Raw genomic sequence first — 14,818 nt, 5'->3', positions numbered from 1 at the left:
GGCGTCAGCCGATGCGGCGGTTCTCGCGGACCAGGCCGCCCTCGCACCAGTCCCGGTAGTCGAACAGGTGGGGGCGCGCCAGCAGCACCCGGCTGTTGTGCGCCCACGTCCGCATCATCTCGTCGCCGGTCCGCTCCGACTGCTCGACCAGCTTGCGGAAGCGGCGCTTCGGGTGGGCACGGAAGTTCGTCCGGATGCCGTCGGCGGCGTAGATGTAGAGGCAGTGCAGCGCGAACCGGCGGGCCGGGCAGGCCGGGTCCATCGCCAACTCGAAGAGGGTCTGCACCAGGTGGTCCCCGGAGACCAGCAGGTCCCAGTCCGGCGGCATCGACGTCAACGGCACCGAGTCGGGGTGGTACGCCCACGCCCGCAACTCCGCCGGGGACGGGTCGACGGGGTTGGCGAAGCCGTGGAACGTCGAGTCCTGCACGCTCACCGGCCAACCTTCCGCTCGCGCCCGAGGGCGACCGGACGGCCTCCCACGGACCCTTGCTGCTGGGGCGAAACGGTAACCCGGTCCGCCGACCAGGGGGAAGGGGCTCCCAGCACAATTCGGCATCCGATGGACGCGGGGCGGGGCCGGCCGTACGGCCGACCCCGCCCCGGCGGGCGAAACTGAGTGCCGAATCAGTCGGTGGTGACCAGCGGCTCGGCGCGTTGGGCGACGGCCCGTTGGCGCAGCCACACCTTGAACCAGGCGAAGTCGGGCAGCCGTGCCAGCATCGGCCCGGTCACCACCGTGATCAGCACGTACGCGGTGGCCAACGCCGCCAGCTTCGGCTCGACGCTGCCGGCGGCCACGGCGAGCCCGGCGATGACGATGGAGAACTCGCCGCGCGGCACCAGGGCCAGCCCGGCCCGCCATCGGCCGGGTTCCTTGATCCCCACCCGTCGGGCGGCCAGGTATCCGGTCAGCGTCTTCGTCCCCATCGTGACCACGGCCAGCGCGAGCGCCGGCAGCAGCACGGGCGGGATGTCCCGGGGGTCGGTGACCAGGCCGAAGAAGACGAAGAACACCGCGGCGAACAGGTCCCGCAGCGGGGAGAGCATCTCGGTGGCGTGGTGCGCCACGGGGCCGGACAGCGCGATGCCGACGAGGAACGCGCCGACCGCCGCCGACACCTGGAGCTTCGCCGCGATGCCGGCGACCAGCAGGGTGAGCCCGAGCACGCCGAGCAGCAGCGCCTCCGGGTCCTTCGCCGACAGGGCGGAGGAGATCAGGTGGCCGTACCGGATCGCCACCACCAGCACCAGCACGACGGTGCCGACGGCGACGCCGAGCGCGATGCCGCCGCCGAGCAGGCCGGTGCCGGCCAGCACGGCGGTGAGCAGCGGCAGGTAGAGCGCCATCGCCAGGTCCTCGATGACCAGCACCGACAGGACCACCGGGGTCTCCCGGTTACCGAGCCGGCCCAGGTCGGCCAGCACCTTGGCGATCACGCCGGAGGAGGAGACCCAGGTGATGCCGGCCAGCACGATCGCGGCCACCCAGTCCCAGCCGAGCAGGAAGGCGAAGGCCGCGCCGGGCAGCGCGTTGAACACGCCGTCGATCAGGCCGGCGGGGGCCGCCGAGCGCAGGTTGCCGACCAGTTCGCCCGCCGAGTATTCCAGGCCGAGCATGACCAGCAGCAGGATCACGCCGATCTCCGCGCCGACGGCGAAGAACTCCTCGCTGGCGGTCAGCGGCAGCACGCCGCCGTGGCCGAAGACGAGCCCGGCGAGGAGGTAGAGGGGAATGGGGGAGAGGCCGATCCGCCGCCCGAGCCGCCCCAGCAGCCCGAGCAGGAACAGCAGCGCACCGACCTCGATGAGCAATATTGTGGTTTCCTCGTGCATCCGCGCCTCAGCCGTCCGGGTCGCTGTCGGCGAGGATGGCGGTCACGCCGTCGAGCCCCTTGCGGGTGCCGACCACGACCACCACGTCACCGGCGTCGAAGCGGAAGGCCGGGTCGGGCGAGACGATCACCTCGCCCTGGCGCAGCACCGCGACGATCGAGGCGCTGGTCCGGGTGCGGGCCTTCGTGTCGCCGAGCCGCCGGTGGACGTACTTGGAGCCGGCGGGGATGGCGATCTGCTCGGTGAGCAGCCCGGCCGCCTGCTCGCGCAGCCCGGAGAGTTGGCCGAGCATCAGCGACGCGCCGAGGATGTCCGCAAGCGCCTCCGCCTCGTCGTCTGTCAGCGGTATGTCGTGCTGGCAGGAATCGGGATCATCGGGGTCATAGAGGACAAGGTCGCGGCGGCCATTGCGGTGGGAAACCACACCGAGCCGGCGTCCGGATTCCGTCAACAGGTCGTGACGCATTCCGATCCCGGGTAGGGCAGTCTGTTCGACACGTACTCGCACGGCGTCAGGCTACCGGTTGGGGGGTAGGCCGATGACTCGTCGGTTCGGCCGCAGAATGGTCGCGCTGCTGCTCGCGCCCCTGCTGACCGGCTGCTCGATCGGCGACGTCCGTCGCCCGCCGCCGGACCGCACCGCGCCGTCGCCCCGACCGACCGCGATCGAGCCGACGCCGTCGCCCCCGGCCCCCGCCGTCGAGTTGCGCGACGTCCGGGTCCCGGTCGGCAAGGGGTACGACCACCCGTACGTCGAGTTCGTCACCGCCGAGCAGGCGTACGCCCTCTTCTCCAGCTGCCCTGCGGAGCGGGGCTGCCCCGCGGTGCTCTACGCCACGGTCGACGGCGGCCGGTCCTGGCGGCGGCTCACCCATCCCCGCCCGGTCGCCGAGAATCAGCAGCTCTACGTCGCCCCGGGCGTGCTGATGCTGCTCGCCGAGCCGCACGGCCGGTACACCTCCACCGACGGCGGGCGCACGTTCGCGCACACCACGGGCGAGCAGGAGCCCGTCGCCTGGCGGGCCGCCCAGGGCCGGTTCCAGATCGAGGAGGGCGCCGGCCGGGTGGTCCGCTGGGCGGGACTGCGCGCGACGCCGCTGCCCGCCCAGCCGCCCGTGCCGGTGCCGCACGGCGTCGTCGAGGCCCGCGGCCTGCTGGTGGTGGCCGGCGTCGACGGCGGGAAGCCGTACGCGGCGGTCTCGACGGACCGGGGGAGCACCTGGCAGCGGACCCCGGTGCCGGTGCCCGACGGCGAGGTCGGGGTGCTGCGGCCGATGGTCGGGCCGGACGGTGAGGCGCGGCTGGTCGGCTGGCCGCCGGACCGGAGCGGCTTCCCGGCGCTCTGGCGGTACCTGGGCCGGTGGGTGGCGGTGCCCGCCGCGGGGCATCCCGCGCGGGCGGATTCCGTGGTGCCGCTGACCACCGGCCGGTTCGCCGTCAACGGCCCGGACGGCGCAGGCGTGGTGGCCGACGGCCGGTACGAACGGCTCGACTGGCCGGTCGCCCCCAAGCACCACCTGACCCTGCTGGCCGACGGCACGCTGGTGGGCCGCGCCCCCGACGAGGTGCTGCTGGCCACCGGGCCGGTCGGCAACCGCCGCTGGGTGCGCGTGGTGCTGGCCCCGGCCTGACCGGCCGCGCCGCCCCGCGCCCGCCGCCCGGCCGGAGTCGTGAGTGACGCAGGTCACAGCCGCAAGGTTGAGCGGAATAGGCTCAACTCTGGTTGTGTCCTTCCTAGTGGACACGCCGATCCGGGGGAGCCCATGAACACGGAACGTCTCACCACCAAGAGCCGCGAGACCATCACCGGTGCCGTCGCGCTGGCGAACCAGCGCGGTCACGCCACCGTGGAGCCCTGGCACCTGCTGCTGTCGCTGCTGGACACCGAGGGGTCGACCGCCGCCGGCCTGCTGCGCGCCGCCGGGGCCGACCCCGCCGAGCTGCGCCGGGCCGCCCAGCGCGCCGTCGCCGCCCTGCCGGCCGCCCGGGGTTCCAGCATCGCCGAGCCCACGCTGGCCCGCGAGTTCGTCAACGCCATCGGCGCCGCCGAGCAGATCGCCCGGCCGCTCGGCGACGAGTACACCTCGACCGAGCACCTGCTCGCCGGCCTGGCCCGGGTGGGCGGCGCGGTCGCCACTGCGCTGCGCAACGCCGGCGCGACCGAGGAGAGCCTGGTCGCCGCGTTCCCGACCGTCCGGGGCGGGGACCGCCGGGTCACCACCGCCGACCCGGAGCAGACCTACCAGGCCCTGGCCAAGTACGGCGTCGACCTGACCGCCAGCGCCCGCGACGGCAAGATCGACCCCGTGATCGGCCGGGACTCCGAGATCCGCCGGGTCATCCAGGTGCTGTCCCGGCGTACCAAGAACAACCCGGTGCTGATCGGCGAGCCCGGCGTCGGCAAGACCGCGATCGTCGAGGGCCTCGCCCAGCGGATCGTGGCCGGCGACGTGCCCGAGTCGCTGCGCGACAAGAAGCTGGTCTCGCTCGACCTCGGCGCGATGGTGGCCGGCGCGCAATACCGGGGCCAGTTCGAGGAGCGCCTCAAGTCCGTGCTGGAGGAGATCAAGAACTCCAACGGCCAGGTCATCACCTTCCTCGACGAGCTGCACACCGTCGTCGGCGCGGGCAAGGGCGAGGGCTCGATGGACGCCGGCAACATGCTCAAGCCGATGCTCGCGCGCGGCGAGCTGCGGATGGTCGGCGCGACCACCCTCGACGAATACCGCGAGCACATCGAGAAGGACCCGGCCCTGGAGCGCCGCTTCCAGCCGGTGCTGGTCGGCGAGCCGACCATCGAGGACACCATCGGCATCCTGCGCGGGCTCAAGGAGCGCTACGAGGTGCACCACGGCGTACGCATCACCGACGCCGCGCTGGTCGCCGCCGCCGCCCTCTCCGACCGCTACATCACCGACCGGTTCCTGCCGGACAAGGCGATCGACCTGGTCGACGAGTCCGCGTCCCGGCTACGCATGGAGATCGACTCCCGGCCGGTCGAGGTCGACGAGATCGAGCGGGCCGTGCGCCGGCTGGAGATCGAGGAGATGGCGCTGGCCAAGGAGCCCGACGCCGCCTCCGCCGAGCGCCTCGACCGGCTGCGCAAGGAGCTGGCCGACAAGCGCGAGCAGCTCACCGCCCTCTCCGAGCGCTGGCAGACGGAGAAGAGCCACATCACCAAGCTCTCCACCGCCAAGGAGGAGCTGGAGCGGCTCGGCGGCGAGGCCGAGCGGGCCGAGCGCGACGGCGAGCTGGAGCGGGCCGCCGAGCTGCGCTACGGGCGCATCCCCGCCCTCAAGGCCGACCTGGCCAAGGCCGAGGAGGAGCTGGCCCGGCTCCAGGCCGACGGCGCGATGCTCAAGGAGGAGGTCGGCGCGGACGACATCGCCGCCGTGGTCGCCTCCTGGACGGGCATCCCCGCCGGCCGGCTCCTCGAAGGCGAGACCGCCAAGCTGCTGCGGATGGAGGAGTCGCTGGGCGCGCGCGTGGTCGGCCAGGCCGAGGCCGTCTCGGCCGTCTCCGACGCGGTGCGCCGCGCCCGGGCCGGCGTCGCCGACCCGGACCGCCCCACCGGCAGCTTCCTCTTCCTCGGTCCGACCGGCGTCGGCAAGACCGAGCTGGCCAAGGCGCTCGCCGAGTTCCTCTTCGACGACGAGCGGGCCATGGTCCGCATCGACATGAGCGAGTACGGCGAGAAGCACTCCGTCGCCCGGCTCGTCGGTGCCCCGCCCGGCTACGTCGGCTACGAGGAGGGCGGCCAGCTCACCGAGGCGGTGCGCCGCCGGCCGTACTCGGTGATCCTGCTCGACGAGGTCGAGAAGGCCCACCCGGACGTCTTCGACGTGCTGCTCCAGGTGCTCGACGACGGCCGGCTCACCGACGGCCAGGGCCGCACGGTGGACTTCCGCAACGCGATCCTGATCCTCACCTCCAACCTCGGGTCGTCGGTGATCAGCGACCTGACGCTGGCCGAGGAGCAGCGCCGGGAGGGCGTCCTCGCGGTGGTCCGGTCGCACTTCAAGCCGGAGTTCCTCAACCGGCTCGACGACATCGTGGTCTTCGCCGCGCTGCTGGGCGACGACCTGCGGGCCATCGTCGACATCCAGCTCGACCGGATGCGGAAGCGACTCGCCGACCGCCGGCTGACGCTGGACGTCAGCGAGGCCGCCCGGGGGTGGCTCGCCGAGCACGGGTACGACCCGATCTACGGTGCCCGCCCGCTGCGCCGGCTGGTGCAGTCGGCCATCGGCGACCAGCTCGCCCGGGCGCTGCTCTCCGGCGCGATCCGCGACGGCGACACGGTCCAGGTCGACCTGGCCGACGGCAAGGACGGGCTGACGGTCGCCGCGGCCTGACCCGCCGGCCCGGATGCCGATAGGGGCCCCCTGTGCAACGCTTTGCGTCGACAGGGGGCCCTTCCATACTCAAGGGGGTTGGGATGGTCGAGCGGCTCGACGCGGCCGTGCGGGAGCTGGCGGGCACCGACACCCTCGCCTTCGGCGGGGTCGGCTTCGCCGGCACGGTGCTGCCGGAGACCGAGGCGTACTTCGAGGTCGAGCGGCAGCTCGACGCGCACCCGGAGCGGGCCCGGCGGAAGGTCGACTGGCTGCTGGCGCACGGCTCGCCGGCCGGCCGGGCGTACGCGGCGACCCTGCTGGGGCGGGTCGACCCGGCCGCCGCCCGTGCCGCCTGGGAGGCGCTGCGCGGCTCCGAGGCCGAGTTCGTCACCTTCGCCGGCTGCATCATGGGCCGGACCAAGCTGGGCGAGTACGCGAACACGCAGCTCAACCGGCCTGAGGGCGGTTCGTAACTGAGTCATTACTCAACTCCGCTCGGGTTTCGCCACGTGCGCGGGGTTGTTACCGTCTCCGCCGACGCGACTGGGGGAGGCGATCGGGTTGAACGGTTCGGTGGCGTATCTGGTGACGGCGGCGGGCTGCCTCATCGCGGTGGCCGGTGTCGTCATCGCCGTGGTGGCGATGCAACGTTCCCGTAGGCGCACGGGCGGGCGGCCCGGCCCGGTGGACCCGTTCCGGGACCGCGACGCCGACGCGCTGCGGGGCGACCCGCGCCGGCTGAGCCCCGGCGACATCGTCGAGATCCGCGGCACGTCGTACGGGGTGCGCGGCTCCGTGCTGCTCAGGGAGGGCAGCTGGACCTGGTCGGAGCACCTGCTCGACGACGCGGCCGGCGGCCAGCTCTGGCTCTCCGTCGAGGAGGACCCCGACGTGATCATGGTGCTCTGGACGACCGATCCGGCGCTCACCATCACCCCGGGCGTGCCGAGCATCGACCTCGACGGCCACCGGTACGTCAGCAAGGAGGCCGGGCACGCGCGGTTCACCGCCACCGGCAGCACGGGCCTCGACCCGTCCGGTGCGATGCGCTACCACGACTACCGGGGCCCGGGGAAGCTGCGGCTCTCCTTCGAGGCGTACGGCAACGCCGCCTGGGAGGTGGCCCGGGGCGACGAGCTGCACCGCTCCGACGTGATGATCTACCCGCAGTCCGGGCCGGGGAAGGTGAGCTGACCCGTGCTGGTCACCCTCGACGCCCCGTACGTCGACACCAGCGCCGCCGACCTCAGCCTCGCCCTCGGCGACGGCGAACGCCCCGCGCTGCACGTGCTCGACCTCGACCTGCCCGGCGGGATCCGGCTGCGGCTGCGGCTGCTCGGCGCGTCCCACCAGGTGGTGCTGCGCGCGGCCGGCACCGAGCTGACCGAGACCGTCGCCTGCCTGCCCGGCCGCCCGCCCGAACTGCCCGCCACCCGGCTGGACGAGGCGAACGGCTACCGGTTCACCGCCACCGTGCTGCGCCCGGCCGGTGCCGAGCTGAGCACCCGGGTCGCGGCGCTCCGCGCCGAGCTGGCCGGCGACCCGTACGCGCTGGTCGGGGTGTTCCCCGGCGACGCCGACGCGGTGACCGCCCTCGCCGTGCGCACCGACCCGCCGGACGGTGCGGTCGGCTGGCGCACCTGGCACGCGTACCCCCAGACCAACGAGCTGGTCCTGACCGAGACGGTGGTGGCCCTTGTGAGCGCGAGGAGTGAGCCGGGTCTGCGAGCCCCGCAGTCGCGAACGGAGGTGGCGCTGTGACGTACCGACGCTGGTTCGTGGTGGGAGCGGCGGTCGCCGTGGTCGGCGCGCTGCTCGCCGCCTTCGCGATCTTCTACGGCAACTTCTCCCCGCGCGGGTACGTGCAGGACCGGTACAACCGGGCGGCCAGCCGCGACATCGGCGGGCAGGCCGTGGCGTACACCTCGACGAAGACGCCCAGCCAGGTCGCCAAGGAGGTCACCGACGCCTGGCAGCCGGCCGACCAGTACGTCGACGGCAGCGGCGTCTACCTGCGCTACGACGACGACTCGGTGGTGATCCTGCCGATCGCCGCCGGCTCGGTGATCCTGCTCGAACGCATGACCACCGCCTACCCCCGTTACCACTCGACCGTCGGGTCGCACTGGGGCTGGGGACGCGGCAGCACCGTCCGGGGCGGCGGCCCCGGCGCCGGCAAGTAGCCCGACGAACGCCCCTCACCCTGGAGTGTCCCCCTTGCAGAACCTCGTCACCGATCTGCTGGTCACCCTCGCCTACGGCGTGGTCGGCGTCGTCCTGATGGGCGTCGGCTACGGGCTGGTCGACGTGGCCACCCCCGGCAAGCTGCACGAGCTGATCTGGACCGAGCGCAACCGCAACGCCGCCCTGCTGCTGTCGTCCAACCTGCTCGGCGTCGGCACCATCGTGGTCGCCGCGATCGTCGCCAGCGAGGACGACTTCGTGCTCGGCCTGGTCGGCGCGGCGGCGTACGGGATCGTCGGCCTGGTCATCATGGCCGCCGCGTTCCTGCTGCTCGACGCCGTGACCCCGGGGCGGCTCGGTGAGCTGCTGGTCGACCCGGAGCCGCACCCCGCCGTGTGGGTGTCCGCCGTCGTGCACCTGGCCACCGGCGCGATCATCGCCGCCGCGATCAGCTGATGGCCGCCGGCAAGCACCCGGGCGGCGGGCGGCCCGGCCAGCCGGCGGCGAAGAAGTCGTCGACCGCCAGCGGCTGGGTCATCGCGCTGGTGACCGTCGTCCTCGTCGGCGGCTGCATCGGCATCGGCGTGGTCAACGGCGACTCCGGCGGCACGACCGTGCCCGCCCCGGCGGCCGACGAGCGGGCCGACACCGTGCCGATCCTCGCCCAGGCCGCCGCCAGCCAGGGCATCTGCTACGGCTGGCGGCTGGAGAGCTGGTACGGCTCCACCCCGGTCAGCGTCGGCTCCAACCTCGGCGACGGCGTCCCCGTGGTCGACGACCCGGCCTGCCCGCGCTGGGTCGAGGTGACCGCCGACGTCCGCTACACGTCGGAGAGCAGCGAGAGCAGCGACTCGGCGGCCATCGACGTGACCGGCTCGCCCGACATCGACCGCGCCGACCTGTACGCCGTCGAGACCGGCCTCGCCCGCTTCGGCCTCGTGGAGGACGTGTTCGTCGACGACCCCGGCTGGGCGGTCTGCCGGGCCGCCGTGGCGCTGCCGCTGCTGCTCGCCGAGACCGGCGTGGTGTCGCCCGCCGCCGCCCCCAGCGCGCAGCCCGGCGCGGCCGTCGCCCCACTGCCCGACGCCGGCAGCGACTTCTGGCGGGACCGCTGGGGCTGGCTGCTCGCCACCGGCGGGCTGCTGCTGGTCACCGCGCTGCTGTTCACCGTCGGGTTCGTGCAGCGCAGCCGGCAGCGCGCGGCGGCGCCCGCCGGGCGTACCCCGGGGAAGGCGTGACCACCGAGACGCCGGCGGCGGTCGACGGCGAGGCCCCCGCCGCCGCCCGGCCGCGCTGGCGGCTGGCCCGCTCGGCGGTGCTGGTCGCGGTCTTCGTCTGCGCCGCCTGCGGCCTGGTCTACGAGCTGGCCCTGGTCGCGCTCGGCAGCTACCTGATCGGCGACGCCGTCGGTCAGGCGTCGATCGTGCTCGGCGTGATGGTCTTCGCGATGGGCGTCGGCGCGCTCGCCGCGAAGCCGTTGCAGTCCCGGGCCGCCGCCGCGTTCGCCGTGGTCGAGCTGGTCCTCGCCCTGCTCGGCGGGCTGTCGGTGCTCGGCCTCTACGCCGCGTTCGCCTGGCTCGACCTGTACGGCCCGGCGCTGGTCGGCACCGCGTTCGTGCTCGGGCTGCTCATCGGCGCGGAGATCCCGCTGCTGATGGTCATGCTGCAACGCATCCGCGAGCAGTCCGCCGGCAGCGCCGTGGCCGACCTGTTCGCCGCCGACTACGTCGGCGCGCTGCTCGGCGGGCTGGCCTTCCCGTTCCTGCTGATCCCGGTCTTCGGGCAGCTCAAGGGCGCGCTCGTGGTCGGCGCGGTGAACGCGGTGGCCGGCGTGGCACTGGTCTGCACCGTGTTCCGGGCGGAGCTGAGCCGCCGGGCGCGCGTCGCCGTCGGCGCCGGCTCCGTCGTGGTCGCGCTCTGCCTGGGGTACGCCTGGGTCACCGCCGCCGACTTCGAGGTGACCGCCCGCCAACAGCTCTACCGCGACCCGGTGGTGCACGCCGAGCGCAGCCGCTACCAGGAGATCGTGCTGACCCGCTCGGTGCGGGAGGTCGGCCACGCCGACACCGACCTGCGGCTGTTCCTCAACGGCGACCTCCAGTTCAGCTCGATCGACGAGTACCGCTACCACGAGGCGCTCGTGCACCCCGCGCTGAACGGCCCGCGCGGCGAGGTGCTGGTGCTCGGTGCCGGCGACGGGCTCGCGGTGCGGGAGATCCTGCGCTACCCCGACGTGCGGCGGGTGACCGTCGTCGACCTCGACCCGGCCGTGGTGGCGCTGGCCCGCAGCGAGCCGCAGCTGCGCGAGCTGAACGGCGACGCGTTCGCCGACCCCCGGGTGCGGGTGGTCAACGTCGACGCGTTCGGCTGGCTGCGCTCCGCCACCGAACGGTTCGACGTGGTCGTCGCCGACCTGCCCGACCCCGACGAGACGGCCACCGCCAAGCTCTACACCGTCGAGTTCTACGCGCTGGTCCGGGCGGTGCTCGCCGACGGCGGGCGGCTCGTCGTGCAGTCCGGCTCGCCGTACTTCGCGCCCCGGTCGTACTGGTCGATCGAGGCGTCGGTGCGCGAGGCCGGCTTCGCCACCGTGCCGTACCACGTCGACGTGCCCAGCTTCGGCGACTGGGGGTTCGTGCTCGCCGCCCCGGGTGCCGCCCCGCCCGCGCTGGCGCTTCCCGCCGACGCCCCCCGGCTGCGCTTCCTCACCGCCGGCACGCTGGCGTCGGCCGCGAACTTCCCCGCTGACCGGGGCCGGCTCGACGTGCCCGCCTCCACGCTGCTGCGGCCCAGGGTGCTGGAGTACGCCCGCGTCGAGTGGCGCGGCTACTAGCGTCGGGACCATGGTGCGCGGACCGTCGCGTCGTCACTGGATGCCGCCCCGGGCGCTGGCCGCGGCGGCGTACCTCCAGGCGTTCGTGCTGTCCGGGGTGGCCGCCGTGTTGCTGACCCGGGTGCTGCTGCGGGCCACCGGCTATCCCCAGCTCGGCGGCGGCGGCCTGCACATCGCGCACGTGCTCTGGGGCGGCCTGCTGCTGGCCGCCGGCCTCGGCGTGGCACTGGTCTTCCTCGGCGGCGCGGCCAGGATGACCGGCGCGATCCTCGGCGGGATCGGGTTCGGCCTGTTCATCGACGAGGTGGGCAAGTTCGTCACGGCCCGCACCGACTACTTCTACGCCCCCGCCGCCGGCATCATCTACGCCGTCTTCGCGGTGCTGGTGGTCATCACGCAGGCGGTCCGGGAGCGGACCCGGCTGATCCCCGAGGAGCGGACCGCGAACGCCCTGGACGCCGTCGCCGGCGGCCTGATCGACGGGCTCACCGACCGGCGTCGGGCGCAGGTGCTGCGGCTGGCCCGGGGCTCCGGCGCGGAGACCGAGGCCGCCGTGGCCGCGCTGCTCGACGCGGTGCCCCGCCGGGAACCGCCGCCGCCCCGGTTCTGGCAGCCGTGGCTGGCCCGCGTCCGCCGGGTCGCCGTCGGGCTGACCGACCAGCGGTGGGTGGTCCGCTTCGTGGTGCTCTACCTGGTGGTGGAGCCGGCGCTGACCGTGGTCGGGGTGGCGGTCGACGGCGTCACCGGGGCGCTGGACGAGGAGCGGGAGTGGGGCGCGGTGCTCGGCGTCTCGGCGTCCGCGCTGGCCACGGCGGTGCTCAGCATCGCGGCGGCCGTCCGGCTGCGGCGGGACCGGATCGGCGCGTTCCGGCTGTTCAAGCTGGCGATCCTGGTCGACCTGCTGTTCGGGCAGATCTTCAACTTCACCGTCAACCAGTTCGGGGCGGTCGCCGCGCTGGCCTTCGACCTGTTCCTGCTCGCCGTGGTGACGGCCGAGCACCGCCGGCTGTCCCGGGCCGGCTGACGCCCGCCGCGCCGAGTCGGGTGGCCCGTCTTGCCCCGGGACGGCCCGGGGCGGCTCGCCGACGGGCGGCACGGGACTCCGGACGATACCGTGACGTCGTGATCTAGAAGGGAGAAGTCATGGTCGATACCCACAGCACGCCGTCGCGGGCCCGTCCGGGCATCGTGACGATCTCCAGTTACCTGCTCATGTTCTTCGCTCTGCTCCAGCTGCTCAACCTCGTCACGACGATCGCCGTGGCCGGCAAGCTCCGGCAGGGCTTCGAGGACGCGTTCGCGGGCACCGCGAGCGGGGCCGAGGGGCTGGGCACCTTCGTCGTCGGCTTCGCCATCGGCAGCGCCGTGCTGATGCTGGTCCTCGCCCTGGTCCTCGTCGTACTGGCGATCTTCAACAACCGGGGCAGCAACGGCAGCCGCATCACCACCTGGGTGCTCGGCGGCATCCTGCTCTGCTGCGTCGGCGGCAGCATGATCAACGGCGCGGCCGGCTCGATGGGCGGGCCGTCGGCCGGCGGGGACGCGCCGAGCGCCGAGGAGATCGAGCGCAGCCTGACCGCGGCGCTGCCCTCCTGGTACACCCCGGTCAGCCTGCTGCTCGGGGTCGCGGGCCTGCTCGCCGTGCTGGCCGCGCTGATCCTGCTGGCCCTGCCGAAGGCGAACGAGTTCTTCCGCAAGCCGAAGCAGGGCTGGGAGCCGCCGGTCCCGGGTGCCGCCTACCCGGCGTACCCGCAGCAGCCCGGCTACCCGCAGACCCCGGGTTACCCGGCCGCCCCCGGCTACCAGCCCGGCCACCCGACGTACCCGCACGGGACCCACAGCTCGTCCACCCCGGACCAGTCGCCCTACCCGGACCAGCCGGGGCCGTCCCCGTCCGATCGGCCGGACCCGTCCGGGCCCGGGCAGGGCAGCGACCCCGGGCCGTCGCCCTCCAGCGGCTCGTCGGACTCGGGCTGGTCGTCCGGCGGTTCGTCGGACTCCGGCTCCTCGTCCGGCGGTTCGTCGGACTCGGGCTCGTCGTCCTCCTCGTCGTCGGACTGAGCATCGATGCCGCCCCGCCCGCGACCAGCCGGGCGGGGCGCGCCGGATAACGGCGACACCGACGGTCCCTCCGAGTAGGTTCCAACCGGACGCCTACCGGAGGGACTCGTCGTGTCGTACCCCGATCAGGTGCCGGCCCGTCGCCCCGCGGCCGTCGGGCTGGCGGCGGCGGTGCTGCTGCTGATGGCCGCCGGTGCCGTGGCCTCGGCGGTCGCCGCGCTGCTCGTCCTCGGCGGCACCGTCGGGCGGTTCCGGTCGGCGGCGGCCGGCACCTCGGCCGGTGCGGCGGAGGTCGACGACGCGGTCCTCCTGCTGCGCGGCGCGACGATCGCCTCGGCGGTGGTGACGGTGCTGGTGGGCGTCGTGCTGGTCGGCCTGGCGGCCGGGCTGCTCGCCGGCCGGCCCGGGGCCCGGGTGGCGACCTGGGTGGTCTGCGGGCTGGGCGCGCTGTTCGGCTGCTGCGCGGTGGCCGCGCTGGTCGGCCAGCGGGCCGTGCCGCTGCGGCTGTCCGCCGCCGACCGGTCCGCCGCCGAGCTGCTGGGCCTCGTCGGCGACGCGTACCCGGAGTTCTGGCTCGCGGCCAACGCCGCGCTTTCGATCGGCCAGGCGCTCGGTTACCTTGTGGTAGCCGCGTTGCTGGTCTCGCCGAGCGCCAGCGCCTGGTTCCGCCGGCGGCACCCCGCGCCGGCACCGACCGCCACCCCGCACCATCCGCCCCGCTGAGGATCGTCCGTGACGCCAGAGCAGGTCCCCGCCATGCGCCGTGCGCTGGTCACCGGGGCGACGGCGGGCATCGGCGCGGAGTTCGCCCGCCGCCTCGCCGCCGACGGCTGGGCCCTGGTGCTGGTGGCACGCGACGCCGCCCGGCTGGCGGAGAAGGCCGCCGAGCTGACGGGCCGGTACGGCCACCCCGTCGAGGTGATCCCGGCGGACCTGTCCACCGCCGACGGCTGCGCCGACGTGGAACGGCGGCTGGCCGGCGACGAGCAGGTGGACCTGCTCGTCAACAACGCCGGGATCAGCCTCAACCAGCCGTTCCTGCGGTCCTCGATGGCCGATGAGTCCCGCCTGCTGGGGCTGAACGTGCACGCGGTGCTGCGGTTGACCCGCGCGGCGGTCGGCCCGATGATCCGGCGGGGCGACGGGGCAGTGATAAATGTCTCTTCGGTCGCCGGCTTCGGTCCCGTGATGCCGGGATCGACGTATCCGGCGAGCAAGGCGTGGGTGACGGCCTTCAGCGAGTCCGTCGACCTCGCGACCCGCCCGCGTGGAGTACGCGTGATGGCCCTCTGCCCTGGTTACACCCGCACCGGCGCGCACGAGCGGATCGGGATCGACATGTCCGGCACGCCCCGCCTGATGTGGCTGACAGCCGAGCAGGTCGTCGACGAAGCCCTGCGTGACCTGCGGAAAGGTCGCACGGTCAGCGTCCCGTCACGGCGTTACAAGCTGGCCGTCGCGGCGGTGCGGCACGCCCCCCGGGGGCTGCTGCGCCGGTTCGCCCGGGACACCCGGGGCCGCGACGACCGTCGCCCCGGCTGACCTGCGGCGCAGCGGCGGCGGACCG

The 14,818-nt window shown here is 74.1% G+C and carries 16 protein-coding genes; 13 read left to right on the top strand and 3 right to left on the bottom strand.

The genetic code is table 11. The features are described from left to right. Nucleotides 1-4: 4 nt before the first annotated feature. The 3 genes from LPU61_RS19100 to LPU61_RS19090 all read right to left on the bottom strand — a co-directional run bounded on the left by LPU61_RS19100 (nt 5) and on the right by LPU61_RS19090 (nt 2,344). Nucleotides 5-436 carry a hypothetical protein gene (locus tag LPU61_RS19100; protein WP_043961136.1) on the bottom strand — a complete coding sequence of 144 codons (432 nt, stop codon included), beginning with the start codon at nt 434-436 and terminating at the stop codon, nt 5-7. Between the two features lie 191 nt (nt 437-627). Then, the gene (locus tag LPU61_RS19095; RefSeq protein ID WP_043961138.1) at nt 628-1,836 is read right to left on the bottom strand and encodes a cation:proton antiporter; all 1,209 of its coding nucleotides are present in this window, start codon (nt 1,834-1,836) and stop codon (nt 628-630) included. Nucleotides 1,837-1,843: 7 nt separating this feature from the next. Continuing rightward, on the bottom strand, nt 1,844-2,344 hold the full coding sequence (locus tag LPU61_RS19090; RefSeq protein WP_043961139.1) for a cation:proton antiporter regulatory subunit: 501 nt from the start codon (nt 2,342-2,344) through the stop codon (nt 1,844-1,846). A 31-nt stretch (nt 2,345-2,375) separates the two neighbouring features. Between LPU61_RS19090 and LPU61_RS19085 the strand changes: the two genes are divergently transcribed. The 13 genes from LPU61_RS19085 (at nt 2,376) to LPU61_RS19025 (ending at nt 14,793) form a co-directional block, all read left to right on the top strand. Next, nucleotides 2,376-3,467, top strand: coding sequence for a hypothetical protein (locus LPU61_RS19085; RefSeq protein ID WP_144420132.1), 1,092 nt, complete (start codon nt 2,376-2,378; stop codon nt 3,465-3,467). Between the two features lie 132 nt (nt 3,468-3,599). After that, nucleotides 3,600-6,191, top strand: a complete 2,592-nt coding sequence (clpB, locus tag LPU61_RS19080; RefSeq protein ID WP_043961142.1) for an ATP-dependent chaperone ClpB — start codon at nt 3,600-3,602, stop codon at nt 6,189-6,191. A gap of 83 nt (nt 6,192-6,274) precedes the next feature. Further along, nucleotides 6,275-6,646 carry a hypothetical protein gene (locus tag LPU61_RS19075; protein WP_043961143.1) on the top strand — a complete coding sequence of 124 codons (372 nt, stop codon included), beginning with the start codon at nt 6,275-6,277 and terminating at the stop codon, nt 6,644-6,646. Between the two features lie 88 nt (nt 6,647-6,734). Continuing rightward, entirely contained in the window at nt 6,735-7,367 is a 633-nt protein-coding gene (locus LPU61_RS19070) for a DUF4178 domain-containing protein (RefSeq protein ID WP_229405664.1), read from the top strand. 3 nt (nt 7,368-7,370) lie between these two features. After that, on the top strand, nt 7,371-7,934 hold the full coding sequence (locus tag LPU61_RS19065; protein ID WP_043961145.1) for a DUF2617 family protein: 564 nt from the start codon (nt 7,371-7,373) through the stop codon (nt 7,932-7,934). Then, complete coding sequence (locus tag LPU61_RS19060; protein WP_229405663.1) at nt 7,931-8,356, top strand: DUF4247 domain-containing protein; 426 nt, start codon at nt 7,931-7,933, stop codon at nt 8,354-8,356. Before LPU61_RS19065 ends, LPU61_RS19060 begins: the two co-directional genes overlap by 4 nt. Nucleotides 8,357-8,390: 34 nt before the next feature. Then, nucleotides 8,391-8,813, top strand: coding sequence for a DUF350 domain-containing protein (locus tag LPU61_RS19055; RefSeq protein WP_229405662.1), 423 nt, complete (start codon nt 8,391-8,393; stop codon nt 8,811-8,813). Next, the gene (locus tag LPU61_RS19050) at nt 8,813-9,595 is read left to right on the top strand and encodes a hypothetical protein (RefSeq protein WP_229405661.1); all 783 of its coding nucleotides are present in this window, start codon (nt 8,813-8,815) and stop codon (nt 9,593-9,595) included. Before LPU61_RS19055 ends, LPU61_RS19050 begins: the two co-directional genes overlap by 1 nt. Then, nucleotides 9,592-11,190, top strand: a complete 1,599-nt coding sequence (locus LPU61_RS19045) for a polyamine aminopropyltransferase (protein ID WP_229405660.1) — start codon at nt 9,592-9,594, stop codon at nt 11,188-11,190. The genes LPU61_RS19050 and LPU61_RS19045 overlap by 4 nt, the downstream gene beginning before the upstream one ends. 40 nt (nt 11,191-11,230) lie before the next feature. Then, on the top strand, nt 11,231-12,214 hold the full coding sequence (locus tag LPU61_RS19040) for a hypothetical protein (RefSeq protein ID WP_043961150.1): 984 nt from the start codon (nt 11,231-11,233) through the stop codon (nt 12,212-12,214). A 119-nt stretch (nt 12,215-12,333) separates the two neighbouring features. Then, nucleotides 12,334-13,251 carry a hypothetical protein gene (locus LPU61_RS19035; RefSeq protein WP_043961152.1) on the top strand — a complete coding sequence of 306 codons (918 nt, stop codon included), beginning with the start codon at nt 12,334-12,336 and terminating at the stop codon, nt 13,249-13,251. Between the two features lie 111 nt (nt 13,252-13,362). Next, entirely contained in the window at nt 13,363-13,974 is a 612-nt protein-coding gene (locus LPU61_RS19030; RefSeq protein ID WP_229405659.1) for a hypothetical protein, read from the top strand. 33 nt (nt 13,975-14,007) lie between these two features. After that, nucleotides 14,008-14,793, top strand: coding sequence for an SDR family oxidoreductase (locus LPU61_RS19025; RefSeq protein ID WP_043961155.1), 786 nt, complete (start codon nt 14,008-14,010; stop codon nt 14,791-14,793). Nucleotides 14,794-14,818: the final 25 nt, after the last annotated feature.

The sequence above is a fragment of the Micromonospora sp. NBRC 110038 genome (genome assembly GCF_020884815.1).
Classification (GTDB): domain Bacteria; phylum Actinomycetota; class Actinomycetes; order Mycobacteriales; family Micromonosporaceae; genus Micromonospora; species Micromonospora haikouensis.
This window is presented reverse-complemented; position numbering and strand designations above follow the sequence as displayed.

Excerpts from the sequence above, each read along its gene's own strand:
- LPU61_RS19095 (WP_043961138.1), bottom strand. The coding sequence starts at position 1,836 with ATGCACGAGGAAACCACAATATTGCTCATCGAGGTCGGTGCGCTGCTG.
- LPU61_RS19085 (WP_144420132.1), top strand. The coding sequence starts at position 2,376 with ATGACTCGTCGGTTCGGCCGCAGAATGGTCGCGCTGCTGCTCGCGCCC.
- clpB (WP_043961142.1), top strand. The coding sequence starts at position 3,600 with ATGAACACGGAACGTCTCACCACCAAGAGCCGCGAGACCATCACCGGT.
- LPU61_RS19075 (WP_043961143.1), top strand. The coding sequence starts at position 6,275 with ATGGTCGAGCGGCTCGACGCGGCCGTGCGGGAGCTGGCGGGCACCGAC.
- LPU61_RS19050 (WP_229405661.1), top strand. The coding sequence starts at position 8,813 with ATGGCCGCCGGCAAGCACCCGGGCGGCGGGCGGCCCGGCCAGCCGGCG.
- LPU61_RS19040 (WP_043961150.1), top strand. The coding sequence starts at position 11,231 with ATGCCGCCCCGGGCGCTGGCCGCGGCGGCGTACCTCCAGGCGTTCGTG.
- LPU61_RS19035 (WP_043961152.1), top strand. The coding sequence starts at position 12,334 with ATGGTCGATACCCACAGCACGCCGTCGCGGGCCCGTCCGGGCATCGTG.
- LPU61_RS19025 (WP_043961155.1), top strand. The coding sequence starts at position 14,008 with ATGCGCCGTGCGCTGGTCACCGGGGCGACGGCGGGCATCGGCGCGGAG.